Below are 15,448 nucleotides of genomic sequence, written 5' to 3'. Positions count from 1 at the left end.
CCTGTTTGCCGCATCAGCGGGCCGGATGCGGCCATCTGCGACATTCCTCAACGACCGAGATGGTCAGTGGTCAGAGCCGTCGAGCTGCGCGATCACATGCGCGGCGACGGAGAGGATCACCGGCATCCCGTCGCGGACCCCGCCCGGCGATCCGGGCAGGTTGACGATCAGCGCGCCGCCGGCGACGCCGGCCAGACCGCGGGTGAGCAGGGCGACCGGCTTCTGCGCGGCGCCGACGCGGCGCAGCTCTTCGGGGATGCCGGGCAGCTCGCGCTCGAGGACCCGAGCAGTGCCCTCCGGCGTGGCGTCCCTGGGCGCGACGCCCGTGCCACCGCTGGTCACGATCAGTCTGAACCCGTCGGCGATCGCCGCCCGGAGAGCCGCCTCCACGGCATCCGCTCCGTCGGGAACGACGCGGGCGTCGTCGCAGGCGAAGCCCGCCGCGCGCAGCGCCTCGACCGCCACGGGCCCCGATCCGTCGGGCCGCAGGCCCGCCGCCGAACGATCCGACACCGTGATCACTGCAGCCTGGAGCATGGCCCCAGCATAGGGGCGCGATTATTCACGGCCCCTTCTCTCGGGCCGTTCAGGAGGCTGGGTCATACTGTTGGCATGGTGACCGCCAGGCCCGTCTGCGGGCCGATCTCGAGTTATTCACGGGTGCAGATCCTGCACCTGGTCCAGACGCGAGCCGAGCGCACGATCGCGGAGATCTGCGAGGAGACCGGCCTGCACGCCAACACGGTGCGCGAGCATCTGCAGCGGCTCGCCGAGGGCGGCTACATCATCCAGAAGACCGAGCACCGCACCACCCGCGGCCGCCCGCGCACGCTGTACAGCGCTGCGACCGGTGCGCCCGGCGCCTCCAGCCCGGTGGCGCGCGAGAAGGTCAACGAAGCGGCTCGCCGCGGCGACCTGATGCGTCGCGTGCTGCACACGGATGCCTCCGAGCTGGGTCGCGAGGCCACCTATCAGCTCGATGCGCTGGTGGAGCACCTCGAGGAGAGCGGCTTCGACCCGATCATCGACGAGCGAGAGCTGACCGTCGAGCTCACCCCGTGCCCGCACGCCGCGGCCTCGCCCGAGAACCGTCCGCTGCTGTGCCAGGTGCACCTCGGACTCATGCAGGGCGTGCTCACCCAGGCCGGTGGCCCGATCGCCGCGGAGTGCGTCCGCGCCGTGGCGAACCCCTCCGAGTGCACGGTGCAGCTGCGCGTCGACGCCGCCTGACCCACGGAGGTCCGTGGCGAACGGTGGGGGTGCGCCCGCGGCATCCGGTCCGTAGCGTGGACGCATGACGAGAACAGACGAGGCGACGACGACCATCGACGCATCCTCGGTGCGCGTCTACAAGGCGCTCACCGACCCCGAGGCGCTGGAGCGCTGGCTTCCGCCGGACGGGATGATGGGACGTGTCGAGCGCTACGACCTGCGCGAGGGCGGCACCAGCCGCATCGTGCTCCGCTACGCCGGTGACGAAGCCGGCAAGGCCGGCGACGGAACGGATGTCGTGGAGGGCACCTTCGTCGAGGTGACGCCAGGCGTCCGGATCGTGCAGGATTTCGACTTCGTCTCGGACGACCCGGCCTTCGCCGGCACCATGCGGATGACGTGGGAGGTCACGGCCCGCGGCGCGGCATCCGAGGTCGTGTTCCGCGCTGAGAACGTGCCCTCCGGCATCTCGGCGGAGGACCACAGGGCCGGCCTCGAGGCCTCGCTGCGCAATCTCGCCGCGTACGTCGGCGGATAATGGACGCATGACCAAGCCCCAAGGCGCGCTCCTCGTCGGCAGCGTGAACTACGACGACGCCGAGAAGACCATGCGCACCGCCGCCGAGATGCTGGGCGGTCTGCTCCGCCGCATCCCCGACGGTGAGGTCGGCAAGAGGTTCCACTGGATCATGTTCCAGCCGGACGTCCTGGGTCAGGCCGACGGCATCGAGCGGGTGGGCGAGCACCCGATCCCGTTCAAGGCCGGCATCGACGCACGCCCGCTCCGTCTCGCCGACGGCGTGGATGCTGCCGCGATCGAGCTCCCGCCGCTCGGCTACGCCGCTGCGGCACGGGAGTCGTACGAGATCTTCCGCAGGCTGCGCGATGAGGGCGCGATCGCCCGGAGCATCCGTTTCCAGGTGTCGCTGCCCACGCCGCTGGCCGTCGTCTCGTCGTACTTCTCCGGCGATGACCGTGCCGCCATCGAGCCCGTGTACGCAGACGCGATCCTGCGCGAGCTCGATGCGATCCTTGCGACGATCCCGCACCAGGACCTCGCGATCCAGTGGGACGTGGCCAGCGAGATGGGCATCATCGAGCGTGCATCCGGGTACGGCAAGGTCATGGACGCCTGGTGGCAGGGCGACCCCTTCGACGGGCTGGTGTCGCGCTTGGTCGCGCTGACCGATGCGGTCCCCGCGGACGTCGAGGCGGGGGTGCACCTCTGCTACGGCGACGCAGGCGAGAAGCACTTCGTCGAGCCGTCGGATGCCGGGAACCTGGTGCGCTTCGCGAACGCCGTCATCGCTGCGGCCGGTCGCGACCTGACCTGGCTGCATCTTCCGGTGCCGATCGAGCGCGATGACGAGGCCTACTTCGCCCCTCTCGCCGGTCTCACCCCTGTCGATGAGCTCTACCTGGGTCTGGTGCACCGCGAGGACGGCGCCGAGGGAGCGCAGCGGCGCATCGTCGCGGCATCCGCCTTCGTGCCGGAATTCGGCGTCGCGACCGAGTGCGGAATCGGCCGCGCGCCGGCCGGAACCACGGAGGGCATCCTGCAGACCCACGCGGACGTCGCCGCGGCCTGGTGAGTGGGCCGGAACGGTCGTGCGGGTACCATATGCCACATGACCGACCATCTCCGTGGTGACCTGTGAGCGGCTTCGCCACCCTGCTCTCGCCGGCCGAGAGCCTGCGCGAGCAGGTCGAAGCGCAGCTGGCATCACGCATCGTCTCGGGTGAGATCCCCCCGGGCGAGGTGCTCACGGTGCCCACGCTCGCGGGCGAGTTCGGCGTCAGCGCGACGCCGGTGCGCGAGGCGATGCTGAATCTGGCCCGCCGGGGCTTCCTGCGTCCGATCCGCAACCGCGGATTCGAGGTCACCGAGGTCTCACCCGACGAGCTCCGTCAGCTGAGCGAGGTGCGGATGCTGCTGGAGGCGCCGCCGATGGTCGTCGTCGCCGGCACTCTCGACGACGAGACCGTCGCCGAGCTTCGCGGAACCGCCGATCGGATCGTCGCCGCTGCGCGGGACGGCCGGTTCGACGAGTACCTCGCGGCCGACACCGAGTTCCACCTGCGCATCCTGGAGTGCACCGGCAACGCCAAACTGGTCGAGACCGTGCGGGAACTGCGGCAGCAGACCCGCCTGGTCGGCCTCGTGCAGCTCGCCGAGAGCGACGCGCTGGTGGCGACATCGCTCGAGCATGCCGAGTTGGTCGACCTGCTCGTCGCTGGGCGGGGAGAGGATGCCGAGGCGCTGATGCGCCGCCACATCCGTCACGTGGGCGGTATCTGGAGTGGCCGGCACGAGGCCTGACCGGCGCCGTTCCGCTGCGGCTTCCCGGCGCGCGGCATCCAGCGCCGGGGAGAGTCGACGTTCTGCTCGAAGTAGAGTAATATGTCACACGGTACAACGTGGATCGAGCGCAGAGGAGGCGAACGGATGCGGGTTGTCGTGATCGGTGCGGGCGCTGTCGGCGCCGCTTGCGCTCTCGCGCTCACCGAGGCGGGCGCCGAGGTGATCGTGCTCGACCGCACCGGCGTCGCGGGGGAGACCTCGAGCCGCTGCGAGGGCAACATCCTCGTCTCCGACAAGGAGCCCGGCGCCGAGGCGCTGATGGCGATCGAGGCGAACCGCGCCTGGCGCGAGCTCGCCGAGCGGCTGGACGCCGATCGCGTTCCCGGCCAGCCGGCGACCGAGTTCGAGGCCAAAGGGGGCATCGTCGTGGCCTTCGCCGGCGGAGCATCCGCGTTGGAAGAGTTCGCGGAGACGCAGCGCGGGATCGGCATCCGGGCCGAGGCGCTTGACGAGGTGGCGCTGCGCGACGCCGAGCCGCACCTCTCACCCGAGGTCGCCCTCGGCGTGCACTACCCCGACGACGCGCAAGTGCAGCCCAGCCTCGCCGCGCAGGCGATGCTCGCCCGCGCCAGGCACCTCGGTGCGCAGTTCCTGATCACCGGGGTGACAGGCGGCATCGTCGACGGCGACCGCGTGCGCGGCGTGCTCACCGCGCACGGAAGCATCGAGGGTGATGCGGTCGTCAACTGTGCGGGGCCCTGGGCGGGCGACGCTGCAGCACTGTTCGGCTCGGTGCTCGACATCCGGCCGCGACGCGGCACGATCCTCGTGACGGCGCCGATGCCGCAGCGGGTGTTCCACAAGGTCTACGACGCCGACTACGTCGGCGCGGTCGGCTCGGGGGACGCCGCGCTGCAGACCTCCACCGTCGTGGAATCGACCCCCGGCGGCACTGTGCTGATCGGGTCGAGCCGTGAGCGGGTCGGCTTCTCGGGCGAAGGACTGCTCGAGCCGCTCGCGGAGATCGCCGACAAGGCGACCCGGCTGTTCCCGTTCCTCCGCGACACCATGCTGCTGCGCACGTACTACGGCTTCCGCCCCTACGCACCCGACCACCTCCCCGCAATCGGAGCGGATGCCCGCATCGCCGGCCTGTTCCACGCGGCCGGCCACGAGGGAGCCGGCATCGGGCTTGCGCCGACCACCGGCGCGCTCATCGCGCACGCCGTGCTCGGCACGCCCGCGCCGCTCGACCCGACGCCGTTCCTGCCCTCGCGCTCCACGCTGCAGGGGGTGCCCGCATGACCCGGCATCCGCTCACCGGCGGTCGCACCGTCCAGGTCGCAGTTCGTCCCGCTTTCCCGACGTCTTTCCGGGACGAAGTGCGACCTGAATCGTCGGGGGCGGCCGCTATCCCTGCCGAACGGCGACCTGGACGCACCGCCGAGGGGGTACCCGCATGACCGTCACGATCAGCTTCGACGGCGAGCAGCTCGACGGGCGCGAGGGACAGAGCATCGGCGGCATCCTGCTCGCGAACGGTCACCGCACCTGGCGCGACGCGCAGGGCGGCGAGCGCGGCATCTTCTGCGGCATCGGCATCTGCCAGGACTGCGTCATCACGGTGAACGGCGTCGAGGGCGTCCGCGCCTGTCAGCGCACCGCCTGCGAGGGCGACATCGTCGAGCGGGAGGTGCGGGCATGACACGCATCGTCGTGATCGGCGCGGGTCCCGCGGGACTCGCCGCTGCGGCATCCGCCGCCGGCGCAGGCGCCGAGGTCGTCCTCGTCGACGAGGGGGAGCGCGTCGGCGGACAGTTCTGGCGGCACCACCCCGCCTTCACCGACCCCCGGATGCAGCATCAGCTCGGCCGCTTCGGCGAGCTGCAGCAGGCTCTCGCCGGCGTCCGCACCATGTCGTCGACGAGCGTCTGGCGAGTGGAGGCAGGCGAGCCGCTTCGCGTGCACACGCTCACCGGACCCGTCGACGACGCGCAGCGCCGCGGCGAGACCCTCCAGGCCGACGCTGTAGTGCTGGCCACAGGCGCGCACGACCGTGTGCTCCCGGTGCCGGGCTGGACCCTGCCCGGCGTCACCTCGGCCGGTGCCGTGCAGGCGCTCGCCAAGCGCGACGGGGTCGCCCTCGGCACCCGCGTCGTCGTCGCCGGCGCCGGTCCCTTCCTGCTGCCGGTCGCGCAGAGCGCCGCGCTGCTCGGCGTCGAGGTCGTCGAGGTCGTCGAGGCCGCCACGGCCGGCACGCTCGTGCGCGGCTGGGGCCGCAGGCCCTGGGAGCTCACCACCGCTGCCGCCAAGGCCGGCGAGCTCGGCTCTTACGCTGCCACCCTGCTGAAGCACCGCACCCCGTACCGCCTGGGCAGCGCCGTCACCCGCATCCATGGCGCGAGGTCGGTCGAAGCCGTCACCGTGCAGCGCATCGACGAGGACTGGCGTCCGATCGCCGGCACCGAGCGCATCGTCGAGTGCGACTCCGTCGCCCTCGGGCACGGCTTCACGCCTCGACTCGAGGTCGCCATCCAGTTCGGATGCGAGATCACCTCCGACCGCTTCGTGCGGGTCGACGGGCAGCAGCTCACCAGCATCCCGGGCGTGTACGCGGCCGGAGAGATCACCGGGATCGGCGGGGCGGATGCCGCGCTCGCCGAAGGCGCGATCGCCGGACTGGCCACCGCCGGAGTCCCCGGAGCCGACCTGCGCTACCGCAAGCCGCTGAACGCCCGCCGCCGGATGCGCGCTTTCGCGCAGCGCCTGCAGACCCATGCCGTCCGCCCCGGCTGGACCGCCTGGCTCGACGACGACACCGTCGTCTGTCGCTGCGAGGCCGCGACCGCGGCAGCCCTCCGCGAATACGCGGACGCGTCGAGCAGGGGCATGCGCCTCGCCACCCGCGCCGGCCTCGGCCCCTGCCAGGGCCGCACCTGCGGCCGCAGCGTCGAGGACATCATCGGCGCGGCATCCGGATTCGACCGCAGACCCGTCCTCTCCTCGGTGCGCATCGGCGAACTCGCCGCGCACCGGCACACCCACGAATGAAAGAGCAGAAATGACCGAGCAGAACATGGACCTCGGCGGCGTCGTCGTCGCCACGACCCTCGCGTTCAAGGAAGACGCGTCGGCTCCGGCAGGTCTCGCCGTCGACTACGACAAGTTCGGCGAGCACGTCGACTTCCTGATGTCCAACGGATGCCGCGGCGTCGGACCGAACGGATCGCTGGGCGAGTACTCCTCGCTCACGGACGAGGAGCGCCGCCAGGTGATCCGCGTCGCGGTCGAGGCAGTCGACGGCCGCGGCATCGTGATCGCCGGCGCGCACGGGGTGGGCAGTCACCAGGCCCGCCAGTGGGCCGAGTACGCCCGCGAGGACGGTGCCGACGGCGTCCTGCTGCTGCCGCCGACCCTGTACCGCGCCAACGAGGGCGAGGTCATCGCGCACTACGAGGAGGTCGCGAAGGTCGGCCTGCCGATCATGGCCTACAACAACCCCTACGACACGAAGGTCGACCTGGTGCCGTCGCTGGTCGCGAAGCTCGCCGAGATTCCCGAGGTCGTCGCGATCAAGGAGTTCTCCGGCGACGTGCGCCGCGTCTACGAGATCAAGGAGCTCTGCGACATCGACATCATCGCCGGTGCCGACGACGTGCTCTTCGAACTCATGGTCAACGGCGCCGTCGGCTGGTTCGCCGGCTACCCGAACGCGTTCCCGCGCGAGGCCGTCGAGCTGTACGACCTGCTCACCGCCGGCCGGTGGCAGGAGGCCAAGGCGCTCTACGAGCAGCTCGTCGCCGTGTTCCGCTGGGACTCGCGCACCGAGTTCGTTCAGGCCATCAAGCTGTCGATGGACATCTGCGGCAACTCCTACGGCGGCGTCACCCGCCCGCCGCGCGGACCGCTGAGCGACGAGCAGCGCGCGCAGGTCACCGCCGACACCGAGCGCGCGCTCGCGGCGCTCGCCGCGCGCGCAGCCGTGCTCGCGTGACACATGTGATGATTCTCGACGGGGATGCCGCATGCCGGCGTCCCCGTCGGACCCGCACGATCCACGGAGGCAGCTGATGCGCGCTCGCCGCACCATCCAGGCCGTCGACTCCCACACCGAGGGGATGCCGACGCGCGTCGTGACCGGCGGTGTCGGTCGCATCCCCGGGGCGACGATGAACGACCGTCGCCTGTACGCGATGGAGCACCTCGACGGGCTGCGCGGGTTCCTGATGAACGAGCCCCGCGGGCACGCGTCGATGTCGGGCGCGCTGCTGCAGCCGCCGGCCCGCGACGACGCCGACTGGGGCGCCGTGTTCATCGAGGCATCCGGATTCCTGCCGATGTGCGGGCACGGAACGATCGGGGTCGCGACCGTGCTGGTCGAGACCGGCATGGTGGAGGTCACCGAGCCGGTCACCGAGATCCGCCTCGACGTGCCTGCAGGGCTCGTGATCGCGCGCGTGCGCGTGGAGGACGGTCGCGCCGTCGACGTCACCATCGAGAACGTGCCGAGCTTCGTCGACCGGCTGGACGAGCGCATCGAGGTGCCGGGGATCGGCGAGATCACCTACTCGGTCGCGTTCGGAGGCAACTACTACGCGCTCGTCGATCTCGATCAGGTGGGGCTTCCGTTCGATCGGTCCCGGCAGGGCGACATCCTCGCCGCGGGGCTGAAGATCATGGACGCGATCAACGATCAGGCGCCTCCCGTGCATCCGGTGCTTCAGGGCGCGAACCACGTGCACCACGTGGAGTTCATCGCGCCCGGCTCGGATGCGGTGCGCTCGCGGCACGCGATGGCGATCCACCCCGGATGGTTCGACCGCTCGCCGTGCGGCACCGGCACCAGCGCCCGGATGGCCGAGCTGCACACCCGCGGTGAGTTGGCGCTGGACGCCCCGTTCGTGAACGAGTCGTTCATCGGCACGGAGTTCACCGGACGCCTGGTGGGCGAGACCACGGTCGGCGGCAAGCCGGCAGTGATCCCCACGATCACCGGCCGCGCCTGGGTCACCGGGCTCGGCCAGTACATGCTCGACGAGAACGACCCGTTCCCCGAGGGGTTCGTGTTCTGACCGTCGGCGCCGAGCGCACGGCATCCTGCCGAAAGCACGGCTTCTCGAGGTGAACAGCCCGTGCGCTCGGCAACAGGTCGCGCGCTGGCGCACAGCACAGGAGGAATCATGACCGACACCACCATCGACGAGGTTGCCGCCGCGGCGGCGGGCGCCGCGCGCACGTTCGCACGCACCAGCCCGCGGGACCGCGGGGCGGCGCTGGTCGCCGTCGCGGACGCGCTGGATGCCGCGGCATCCGACCTCATCGCGATCGCGATGCGCGAGACCGGCCTGGGCGAGACCAGGCTGACCGGCGAGGTGCGCCGCACGTCATGGCAGCTGCGACTGTTCGCCGACACGATCGTCGACGGCGCCTACCTCGACGCCCGGATCGACCGCGCCGACCCCGAGTACGTCATCGGCCCGCGTCCGGACCTGCGCCGGATGCTGGAGCCGGTCGGCCCTGTGCTGAACTTCGCCGCGTCGAACTTCCCGTTCGCGTTCTCGGTCGCCGGCGGTGACACGGCCGCCGCGCTCGCCGCGGGCTGCCCCGTCGTCGTGAAGGCGCACTCGGGGCATCCGGAGCTGTCGCGCGCGACCGCCGCCGTCGTCATCGACGCGCTGCGCGGTGCCGGGATGCCGGACGGCGTGTTCCAGCTGATCGAGGGACAGCAGAACGGGGTCGCGCTCCTGAAGGACGAGCGCATCCGCGCCGGAGCGTTCACCGGTTCGACGCACGTCGGGCGGATGCTGGCCGACATCGCCGCCGCGCGCGAGGTGCCGATCCCGTTCTACGGCGAGCTCGGCAGTGTGAACCCCGCGTACGCGACCTATGTCGACGAGGCGCTGCTGGACGGCTTCGTGACCTCGGTGTCGGGCTCGGCGGGCCAGCTCTGCACGAAGCCGGGCTTCCTGTTCGTGCCGGAGGATGCCGACCTGGCATCCGTCACGGGTACGGCGGGGGCAGTAGCCGAACACCGCCTGCTCAACCCCGGTATCGGGCGCGCGTTCGCGCAGCGCCGGGAGGATGTGCTCGCAGCGGACGGCGTGACCGTGCTGTCGGCGGGGGAGACCCGCACCGACGAGGACGGGCAGACCTTCGCGACCCCGACCGTCGTGACGGTCGACGTCGACGGGCTGGTCGCCGCAGGCGACGCGCTGCTCGAGGAGTCGTTCGGACCGCTGTCGGTGATCGTGCGGTACTCCGACCTGTCGACCCTGCCTGCGCTGCACGCGGGGCTGTTCCCGGGCAATCTCACCTCGACCGTTCACGCGCGGCCGGCGGAGCTGGAGGACGGCTCACTCGCCGAGCTCGTCGAGGTGCTGGCCGAGACCAGCGGACGCGTGCTGTTCGGCGGCTGGCCGACCGGCGTCTCGGTGACCCCGGCGATGCAGCACGGCGGGCCCTACCCGGCGACCACGAGCGACGGCACGAGCGTCGGCACCGCCGCCATCACCCGTTTCCTGCGCGGCGTCTCCTACCAGAACGCGCCGCAGGCGCTGCTGCCCGAGCCGCTGCGCGACGACAACCCCTGGGACGTACCGCAGAGCTTCAGCGAGGCCGGCCGCTCGACGGACTGGGGCGCGTTCGCCCGCTGATCCGCGCTCGTCACGGACGCCGAACTGGTGGGCCTCGAGCGCGCTCGCTGGCGGCGAGTGGACCCCTTGCCGTCGAGTGCACCGGTTGTTGACGTCGATAAGTGGTGCACTCGTCGCCAGTTCGTTCGCTCGGCGTACCCCGGCGCTACGCGACGACGAGGCCCCCGCGGACCACGGCGACCCGAGCATCCTGCTCCCACAGCGCCGAGGGGGCGGCGAGCGGGTCGGCGCTCAGCAGCACGGCATCGCCGTAGGCGCCGTCGCCGAGATGTCCGAGCGCGTCATCGCCGATCAGCTCGGCGTTCACCGCCGTCATCGAGCGCAGCGTCGCGGCGGCGCCGGATGCCTCGACCTGCAGCCGCACACCGGCGAGCTGGTCGTCCTCGAGGTCGCCCATCAGGTCGCTGCCGAAGCCGACGCGCACGCCGGTCTCGTGCGCGAGTCGCACAGCATCCTGTCCCTTCGTCAGCACCTCGGTGTTCTTCGCGAGCGAGGTCGCGTTCAGGCCGATGGATGCGCCGCGCCGGTCCATGGCGTCGTAGGCGGCGAGCGTGGGCACCAGGAAGGCGCCGGCATCCGCCATCCGCTCGGCCGTCTCACGGTCGATGAGGTTGCCGTGCTCGATCGAACGGATGCCGGCGGCGACCGCGTGCTGCACCGCCTCGGAGGAGTACGCGTGCGCGCAGACGTAACTGCCGCGGCGCGTCGCCTCCTCGACCACGGCGCGCAGCTCCTCCTGCGAGTACTGGGGCACGCGGATCGGGTCCGTCAGGGAGAACACTCCGCCGGATGCCATGACCTTGATCGCGTGCGCGCCGGTGCGCAGCCGGTTGCGCACCGCGAGTCGCAGGTTGTCGACGCCGTCTACGACCTCGCACATGTGCCCGTGCGAGAAGCACACGTCGACGTGCGCCGCGCGGGGATCGCCGTGCCCGCCGGTCTGGCTGAGCGCCGGGCCGGTGAAGTGGTAGCGCGGCGAGTCGAACAGGTCGGCGTCGATCGCCTGCGCGAGCCCGATGTCGCCGCCGGCCACGTCGCGCACGGTCGTGAAGCCGCGACCGAGTGCGCGCGACAGGCGCCGCGCCCCGTTCAGCGCCGCGTAGCTGAGCGGCCCCCGTTCGTTCTCGAAGCCGTCCATGCTGGTCGCATAGGCATGAAAATGCGCGTCGATGAGGCCGGGGATGAGCCAGTGTCCGGTGCCGTCCAGCGTCGCGGCATCCGATGCCGCGGCCGGTGTGACCCGGCCGTCCGCGATGTGCACGTCGCGGGGCGCGAAGGACGTGCCGTCCCAGACCTGTGCGCCGGTGATGGTGAGCGATCCTGTGCGCATGTCGTTTCCCTTCAACGCAGACTGAAACCGTCGGCGACCGGGTCGCCTTCGTCGAGCTCGAAGACCGACGCACCCACACGGTACGCGTTGCCGCGGACTTCCGGAATGACCCCATCGGATGTCCGTTCGGCGACGGTCGCCAGGAAGCGGGTGCCGATGATCGAGTCGTGCGTGAGCGTTTCGCCCTCGCCGAGCTCGCCGGTCGCGGCCAAGAGCGCCACGCGAGCGGCGGTGCCGGATCCGCAGGGACTGCGGTCGACCTCGCCGTCGGCGAAGACGGTGACGTTGCGCTGGTGCGGTCCGTCGGCGGTACGGCCGAGATCGTCGAACAGGATCGTCCCGTAGACGCCGGAGAGCCGGGCATCCGCCAGCTGCGCGGCCGGGTGCTCGTTCAGCGCCCACTTGATCTCGCGGCCGATCGCGATGAGATCCGCCGTGTCCGACGGCGTCACCGACAGGCCGACGGCGGACGCCGGGAGCGTGGCGTACACGGCGCCGCCGAACACCAGGTCGACCGTGACCTCGCCGCGGGAGGTCTGCAGCGGGATTCCTCGCGACAGCACCCGCGACTCGACGTTGCGGAACACGATCTCCTCGATCCGGCCGCCGCTCTGCCGCACGCGTGCCTGCACGCGTCCGCTCGGCACGTCGATGGTCACGACGGTCTCGCCGTCGGGGTCGGATGCGACCAGCCCGGTGCGCACCGCCCACGCGCCGAGCGCGATCGTGCCGTGCCCGCAAGCGGTCGAGAAGCCGTCCTTGTGCCAGAACAGCACGCCGAAGTCGGCGCCCTCATCGTCCGGCGGCGTGATGAATCCGCCGTACATGTCGTCGTGGCCGCGCGGCTCCAGGCAGAGGAAGCGACGGATGCCGTCAGCTTCGCCCGTGATGGCCTCGACGCGCCTCTCGGCGACGGTCGCGCCGTGCGTCGGCACGTCCTGCACGATGCGGAACGGCTCGCCGGCGGTGTGCCAGTCCTCGGTGCTCCAGCGCATCAGGGTTTCCTTTCTCAGAAGTGTCGCCGATGGTCGCTTCCCGTCCCGGGAAGCGGCAAATTGCGACATTCCCCAGGGGTGGGAGCGGGATCAGAGGGCCAGGCGGGCGACGGCGAGGTCCTGCCAGCCCATGCCGCAGGTCTTCACGATGCGGGGACGATCGGATGCCGCGGACACGGCGCCCGTGAACAGCTCGTGCTGCGTCACCAGGTCGCCCTCGTGCAGGGTTCCGGCCGCGATCGCACGGATCACGTCGCCGGCCTCGGACAGCCCGACGCGGCGGCTCTCCACCACGACCTGCGAGCGCCCGACCAGCGCCGGGTCGAGCTCGGCCTTCTGCGGCTCGTGCGAGCCGATCGCGACGAGGGTCGCGGCGTCGCGGGCCAGAGAAGCGGGGAACAGCGGTTCGGACGCCGTGGTCGCGCAGACCACCAGGTCGGCGGATCGCACGTCCGCCACATCGCCTGCCTCGATCTGCGCCTCCGGCGCCAGCAGGCGCGCGGCGCGCACGGCCGACGTGGTGCGGTCGGCGTCCCGCCCGATCATCCGCACGGTGCGCAGCGGACGGATCGCCTGCAGCGCCTCGACATGCCGGACGGCCTGAGGCCCGGTGCCGAAGACGACCAGGTCACCGGCATCCGATCCGGCGAGCAGATCGACCACGGCGGCCGACATCGCCGGCGTGCGCAGTGAGGTCAGCGCGGTGCCGTCGAGCACGGCGGTGGGGGCGAGGGTCTCGCCGTCGAGCAGGATGTACAGCGCCTGGATGCGCTCCAGTCCGCGCGCCGGGTTGGCCGGTGCGACGGTGGCGAACTTCTGACCGGCGGCGCCGTCGATGGCGGCGGGCATGAGCAGCAGCTGGCCGTGCGGCACGTCCTGGATGGTGCGGGGGAGGTCGCCCTCGGGATCGAACCCCGCGCGCAGCACGTCCTGCAGCGCACGGATGGCGGCGGGCATGCTCACGCGGTCGGCGATCTCCGCGGCGGTGACGAGCGTGAGGTCGGCGATGACGTCGGACATGTTCCCATCCTAGAGCGTGATGTGTAATATGTCACGTATCGCGGCGGCGAGGCTGCCCCGCGAGACGCCGTCCCGAGCCTGGGGCTGCGGCTCCCACCCGAGAATCGAAGGCGACTCATGGCGAGAAGAAGAATCCTCACGGCGGCGGCCGCGGCCGCAGCGGTGCTGCTGATCACGACAGGCTGCTCCACGGCGAACACGGGCGGCACCGCCTCGGACGGCGAACCCGTCAAGGGCGGCACTCTCAAGGTGCTGGCCAACGGCGACGTCGACCACCTCGACCCGCAACTGGTGGCGTACGTGCCGGTGTACAGCTTCATGCGCGCGATGTCGCGCTCGCTGCTCAGCTACGAGGCCAGCGACGACGCCGACAAGCGCATCCAGCTCCAGCCCGACCTCGCGACCGCCGTTCCGGAGCCCAGCGCGGACGGCCTGAAGTACAGCATCACCCTGCGCGACGGCGTCACCTGGGGTGCCCCGGACGGCGCTCGTGCCATCGTGGCATCCGACGTGGAGCGCGGCTTCAAGCGCCTGTGCAACCCGCTCATCTCGGGCGCTCTCTCGGGCTACTTCGTCGACCTGATCGACGGCATGTCCGCGTTCTGCGCGGACTTCTCGAAGGTCGCCCCCGAGGTCGGCCCGATGAAGGAGTTCATCGAGGGCAACGACATCGCGGGCATCGCGACCCCCGACGACAAGACCATCGAGTTCACGCTCACCAAACCCGCCAGCGACTTCCCGTTCATGCTCTCGCTGGACGCTGCGGACCCGGCCCCCATCGAGGCGCTGGACTACCTGCCGGACTCGCCCGAGTACCGCAAGGCCTTCGTCTCGTCCGGACCGTACAGGGTCAAGGAGTACAGCCCGGACGCCAAGTTCGTGCTCGAGCGCAACGACGCCTGGGACGCGAAGAGCGACCCGCTGCGCAAGGCCTACGTCGACGGCATCGAGATGACGATGGGCGTCGAGGGCGACGCGGCCATGCAGCAGCTGCAGGCAGGCTCCGCAGACGTGCTGTTCGACCTCGCCCCGAGCCCGGCGAACATCACGCAGCTGAAGGCGGCGAATGACAAGAAGTTCTCCACCATGACCAACGGCGGCGTGGACCAGTTCATGTGGATCAACACCAAGTCGCCGAACAACGACGGTGCCCTGACCGACCTCAAGGTGCGCCAGGCGCTGCAGTACGCGATGGACAAGACCGCGGTCGTGCAGACCATGGGCGGCAAGGACCTCGCCGGCGTCACCAACGGCATCTTCGGCCCGGGCGTCCTGGGGTACGAGGAGTACGACCCGTACCCCGCGAACGACGGCAAGGGCGACCCCGAGAAGGCCAAGCAGCTGCTCGCCGAGGCCGGCTTCCCCGACGGCATCACCCTGAAGATGCCGTACCGCAACGTGGGCACGCAGCCCGACATCGCGCAGACCGTGCAGGCCAGCCTGAAGAAGGCGGGCATCACGATCGAACTGACGCCGGTGCCGCCGACGGACTACTACGCGAACTTCATGACCAACGTCGAGAACGCCACCACCGGCAAGTGGGATGTCGCGCTCGTCGGCTGGTCGCCGGACTGGCAGGGTGGGGCCGCGCGCAGCGTGTTCCAGCCGCAGTTCGTGTTCACGGGCACCCCGCAGGCCTACAACTACGTCGACTACAACAGCGACAAGGCGAACGACCTTGCTGCGCAGGCGCTCGCCGCGTCGACCGCCGAGGAGTCGGGCAGGCTCTGGCACCAGGTGGACGAGGCCGTGATGGCGGATTCCCCGATCGTCAGCATCGCGTACCGCCTGAAGCCGAACTACCACTCCGAGCGGGTGGCCGGTTTCACGCCCTACGCCCAGAGCCAGAACGGCGACTGGACCAACCTCTGGCTGACCAAGTAGTCGGACGACGCTGAGCCCGGCGGCGGTGCTCCCATCCGCCGCTGCCGGGCCC

At 71.0% G+C, this 15,448-nt stretch carries 15 protein-coding genes; 11 read left to right on the top strand and 4 right to left on the bottom strand.

The window, feature by feature from the left end:
* Window positions 1–63 precede the first annotated feature (63 nt).
* A complete protein-coding gene (locus tag GON06_RS14545; protein ID WP_157313050.1) occupies window positions 64–537 on the bottom strand; it encodes a MogA/MoaB family molybdenum cofactor biosynthesis protein in 474 nt (157 codons plus the stop codon).
* A 75-nt stretch (window positions 538–612) separates the two neighbouring features.
* Here GON06_RS14545 and GON06_RS14540 point away from each other — a divergent pair, with 75 nt between their 5' ends.
* From GON06_RS14540 to GON06_RS14495, 10 genes are all read left to right on the top strand, one after another.
* Window positions 613–1,230: a helix-turn-helix transcriptional regulator gene (locus GON06_RS14540; protein ID WP_157313049.1), complete on the top strand. Its 618-nt coding sequence runs from the start codon at window positions 613–615 to the stop codon at window positions 1,228–1,230.
* 64 nt (window positions 1,231–1,294) lie between these two features.
* Window positions 1,295–1,750 carry an SRPBCC domain-containing protein gene (locus GON06_RS14535; protein ID WP_157313048.1) on the top strand — a complete coding sequence of 152 codons (456 nt, stop codon included), beginning with the start codon at window positions 1,295–1,297 and terminating at the stop codon, window positions 1,748–1,750.
* A gap of 7 nt (window positions 1,751–1,757) precedes the next feature.
* Window positions 1,758–2,804: a hypothetical protein gene (locus GON06_RS14530; protein ID WP_157313047.1), complete on the top strand. Its 1,047-nt coding sequence runs from the start codon at window positions 1,758–1,760 to the stop codon at window positions 2,802–2,804.
* Window positions 2,805–2,866: 62 nt separating this feature from the next.
* Window positions 2,867–3,532, top strand: a complete 666-nt coding sequence (locus GON06_RS14525; RefSeq protein WP_332837590.1) for a GntR family transcriptional regulator — start codon at window positions 2,867–2,869, stop codon at window positions 3,530–3,532.
* 126 nt (window positions 3,533–3,658) lie between these two features.
* A complete protein-coding gene (locus GON06_RS14520; protein ID WP_157313046.1) occupies window positions 3,659–4,819 on the top strand; it encodes an NAD(P)/FAD-dependent oxidoreductase in 1,161 nt (386 codons plus the stop codon).
* A 154-nt stretch (window positions 4,820–4,973) separates the two neighbouring features.
* On the top strand, window positions 4,974–5,219 hold the full coding sequence (locus tag GON06_RS14515) for a (2Fe-2S)-binding protein (RefSeq protein WP_157313045.1): 246 nt from the start codon (window positions 4,974–4,976) through the stop codon (window positions 5,217–5,219).
* A complete protein-coding gene (locus GON06_RS14510; RefSeq protein WP_157313044.1) occupies window positions 5,216–6,565 on the top strand; it encodes an FAD-dependent oxidoreductase in 1,350 nt (449 codons plus the stop codon). The genes GON06_RS14515 and GON06_RS14510 overlap by 4 nt, the downstream gene beginning before the upstream one ends.
* A 10-nt stretch (window positions 6,566–6,575) precedes the next feature.
* Complete coding sequence (locus GON06_RS14505; protein ID WP_157313043.1) at window positions 6,576–7,508, top strand: dihydrodipicolinate synthase family protein; 933 nt, start codon at window positions 6,576–6,578, stop codon at window positions 7,506–7,508.
* Window positions 7,509–7,584: 76 nt separating this feature from the next.
* The gene (locus GON06_RS14500) at window positions 7,585–8,586 is read left to right on the top strand and encodes a proline racemase family protein (RefSeq protein WP_157313042.1); all 1,002 of its coding nucleotides are present in this window, start codon (window positions 7,585–7,587) and stop codon (window positions 8,584–8,586) included.
* A 108-nt stretch (window positions 8,587–8,694) separates the two neighbouring features.
* Window positions 8,695–10,167: an aldehyde dehydrogenase (NADP(+)) gene (locus GON06_RS14495; RefSeq protein WP_157313041.1), complete on the top strand. Its 1,473-nt coding sequence runs from the start codon at window positions 8,695–8,697 to the stop codon at window positions 10,165–10,167.
* A gap of 145 nt (window positions 10,168–10,312) precedes the next feature.
* On the opposite strand, the gene GON06_RS14490 is transcribed toward GON06_RS14495, so the two are convergent.
* The 3 genes from GON06_RS14490 to GON06_RS14480 form a co-directional block, all read right to left on the bottom strand.
* Window positions 10,313–11,497 (bottom strand): metal-dependent hydrolase family protein, encoded by a 1,185-nt coding sequence (locus GON06_RS14490; protein WP_157313040.1) that lies wholly within the window; start codon window positions 11,495–11,497, stop codon window positions 10,313–10,315.
* A gap of 11 nt (window positions 11,498–11,508) precedes the next feature.
* Window positions 11,509–12,492 (bottom strand): proline racemase family protein, encoded by a 984-nt coding sequence (locus GON06_RS14485; protein ID WP_157313039.1) that lies wholly within the window; start codon window positions 12,490–12,492, stop codon window positions 11,509–11,511.
* A 90-nt stretch (window positions 12,493–12,582) separates the two neighbouring features.
* Window positions 12,583–13,512 (bottom strand): ornithine cyclodeaminase family protein, encoded by a 930-nt coding sequence (locus GON06_RS14480; protein WP_157313038.1) that lies wholly within the window; start codon window positions 13,510–13,512, stop codon window positions 12,583–12,585.
* Between the two features lie 117 nt (window positions 13,513–13,629).
* Here GON06_RS14480 and GON06_RS14475 point away from each other — a divergent pair, with 117 nt between their 5' ends.
* Window positions 13,630–15,396, top strand: coding sequence for an ABC transporter substrate-binding protein (locus GON06_RS14475; RefSeq protein WP_157313037.1), 1,767 nt, complete (start codon window positions 13,630–13,632; stop codon window positions 15,394–15,396).
* The last annotated feature ends 52 nt before the right edge of the window (window positions 15,397–15,448 follow it).

This window comes from Microbacterium sp. MAH-37 (genome assembly GCF_009758255.1).
Classification (GTDB): Bacteria; Actinomycetota; Actinomycetes; order Actinomycetales; family Microbacteriaceae; genus Microbacterium.
This window is presented reverse-complemented; position numbering and strand designations above follow the sequence as displayed.

Bases quoted from the DNA above. Each gene is read 5' to 3' on its own strand.
- GON06_RS14545 (WP_157313050.1), bottom strand. From the start codon at position 537: ATGCTCCAGGCTGCAGTGATCACGGTGTCGGATCGTTCGGCGGCGGGC.
- GON06_RS14540 (WP_157313049.1), top strand. From the start codon at position 613: ATGGTGACCGCCAGGCCCGTCTGCGGGCCGATCTCGAGTTATTCACGG.
- GON06_RS14535 (WP_157313048.1), top strand. From the start codon at position 1,295: ATGACGAGAACAGACGAGGCGACGACGACCATCGACGCATCCTCGGTG.
- GON06_RS14530 (WP_157313047.1), top strand. From the start codon at position 1,758: ATGACCAAGCCCCAAGGCGCGCTCCTCGTCGGCAGCGTGAACTACGAC.
- GON06_RS14520 (WP_157313046.1), top strand. From the start codon at position 3,659: ATGCGGGTTGTCGTGATCGGTGCGGGCGCTGTCGGCGCCGCTTGCGCT.
- GON06_RS14515 (WP_157313045.1), top strand. From the start codon at position 4,974: ATGACCGTCACGATCAGCTTCGACGGCGAGCAGCTCGACGGGCGCGAG.
- GON06_RS14510 (WP_157313044.1), top strand. From the start codon at position 5,216: ATGACACGCATCGTCGTGATCGGCGCGGGTCCCGCGGGACTCGCCGCT.
- GON06_RS14505 (WP_157313043.1), top strand. From the start codon at position 6,576: ATGACCGAGCAGAACATGGACCTCGGCGGCGTCGTCGTCGCCACGACC.
- GON06_RS14500 (WP_157313042.1), top strand. From the start codon at position 7,585: ATGCGCGCTCGCCGCACCATCCAGGCCGTCGACTCCCACACCGAGGGG.
- GON06_RS14495 (WP_157313041.1), top strand. From the start codon at position 8,695: ATGACCGACACCACCATCGACGAGGTTGCCGCCGCGGCGGCGGGCGCC.
- GON06_RS14490 (WP_157313040.1), bottom strand. From the start codon at position 11,497: ATGCGCACAGGATCGCTCACCATCACCGGCGCACAGGTCTGGGACGGC.
- GON06_RS14485 (WP_157313039.1), bottom strand. From the start codon at position 12,492: ATGCGCTGGAGCACCGAGGACTGGCACACCGCCGGCGAGCCGTTCCGC.
- GON06_RS14480 (WP_157313038.1), bottom strand. From the start codon at position 13,512: ATGTCCGACGTCATCGCCGACCTCACGCTCGTCACCGCCGCGGAGATC.
- GON06_RS14475 (WP_157313037.1), top strand. From the start codon at position 13,630: ATGGCGAGAAGAAGAATCCTCACGGCGGCGGCCGCGGCCGCAGCGGTG.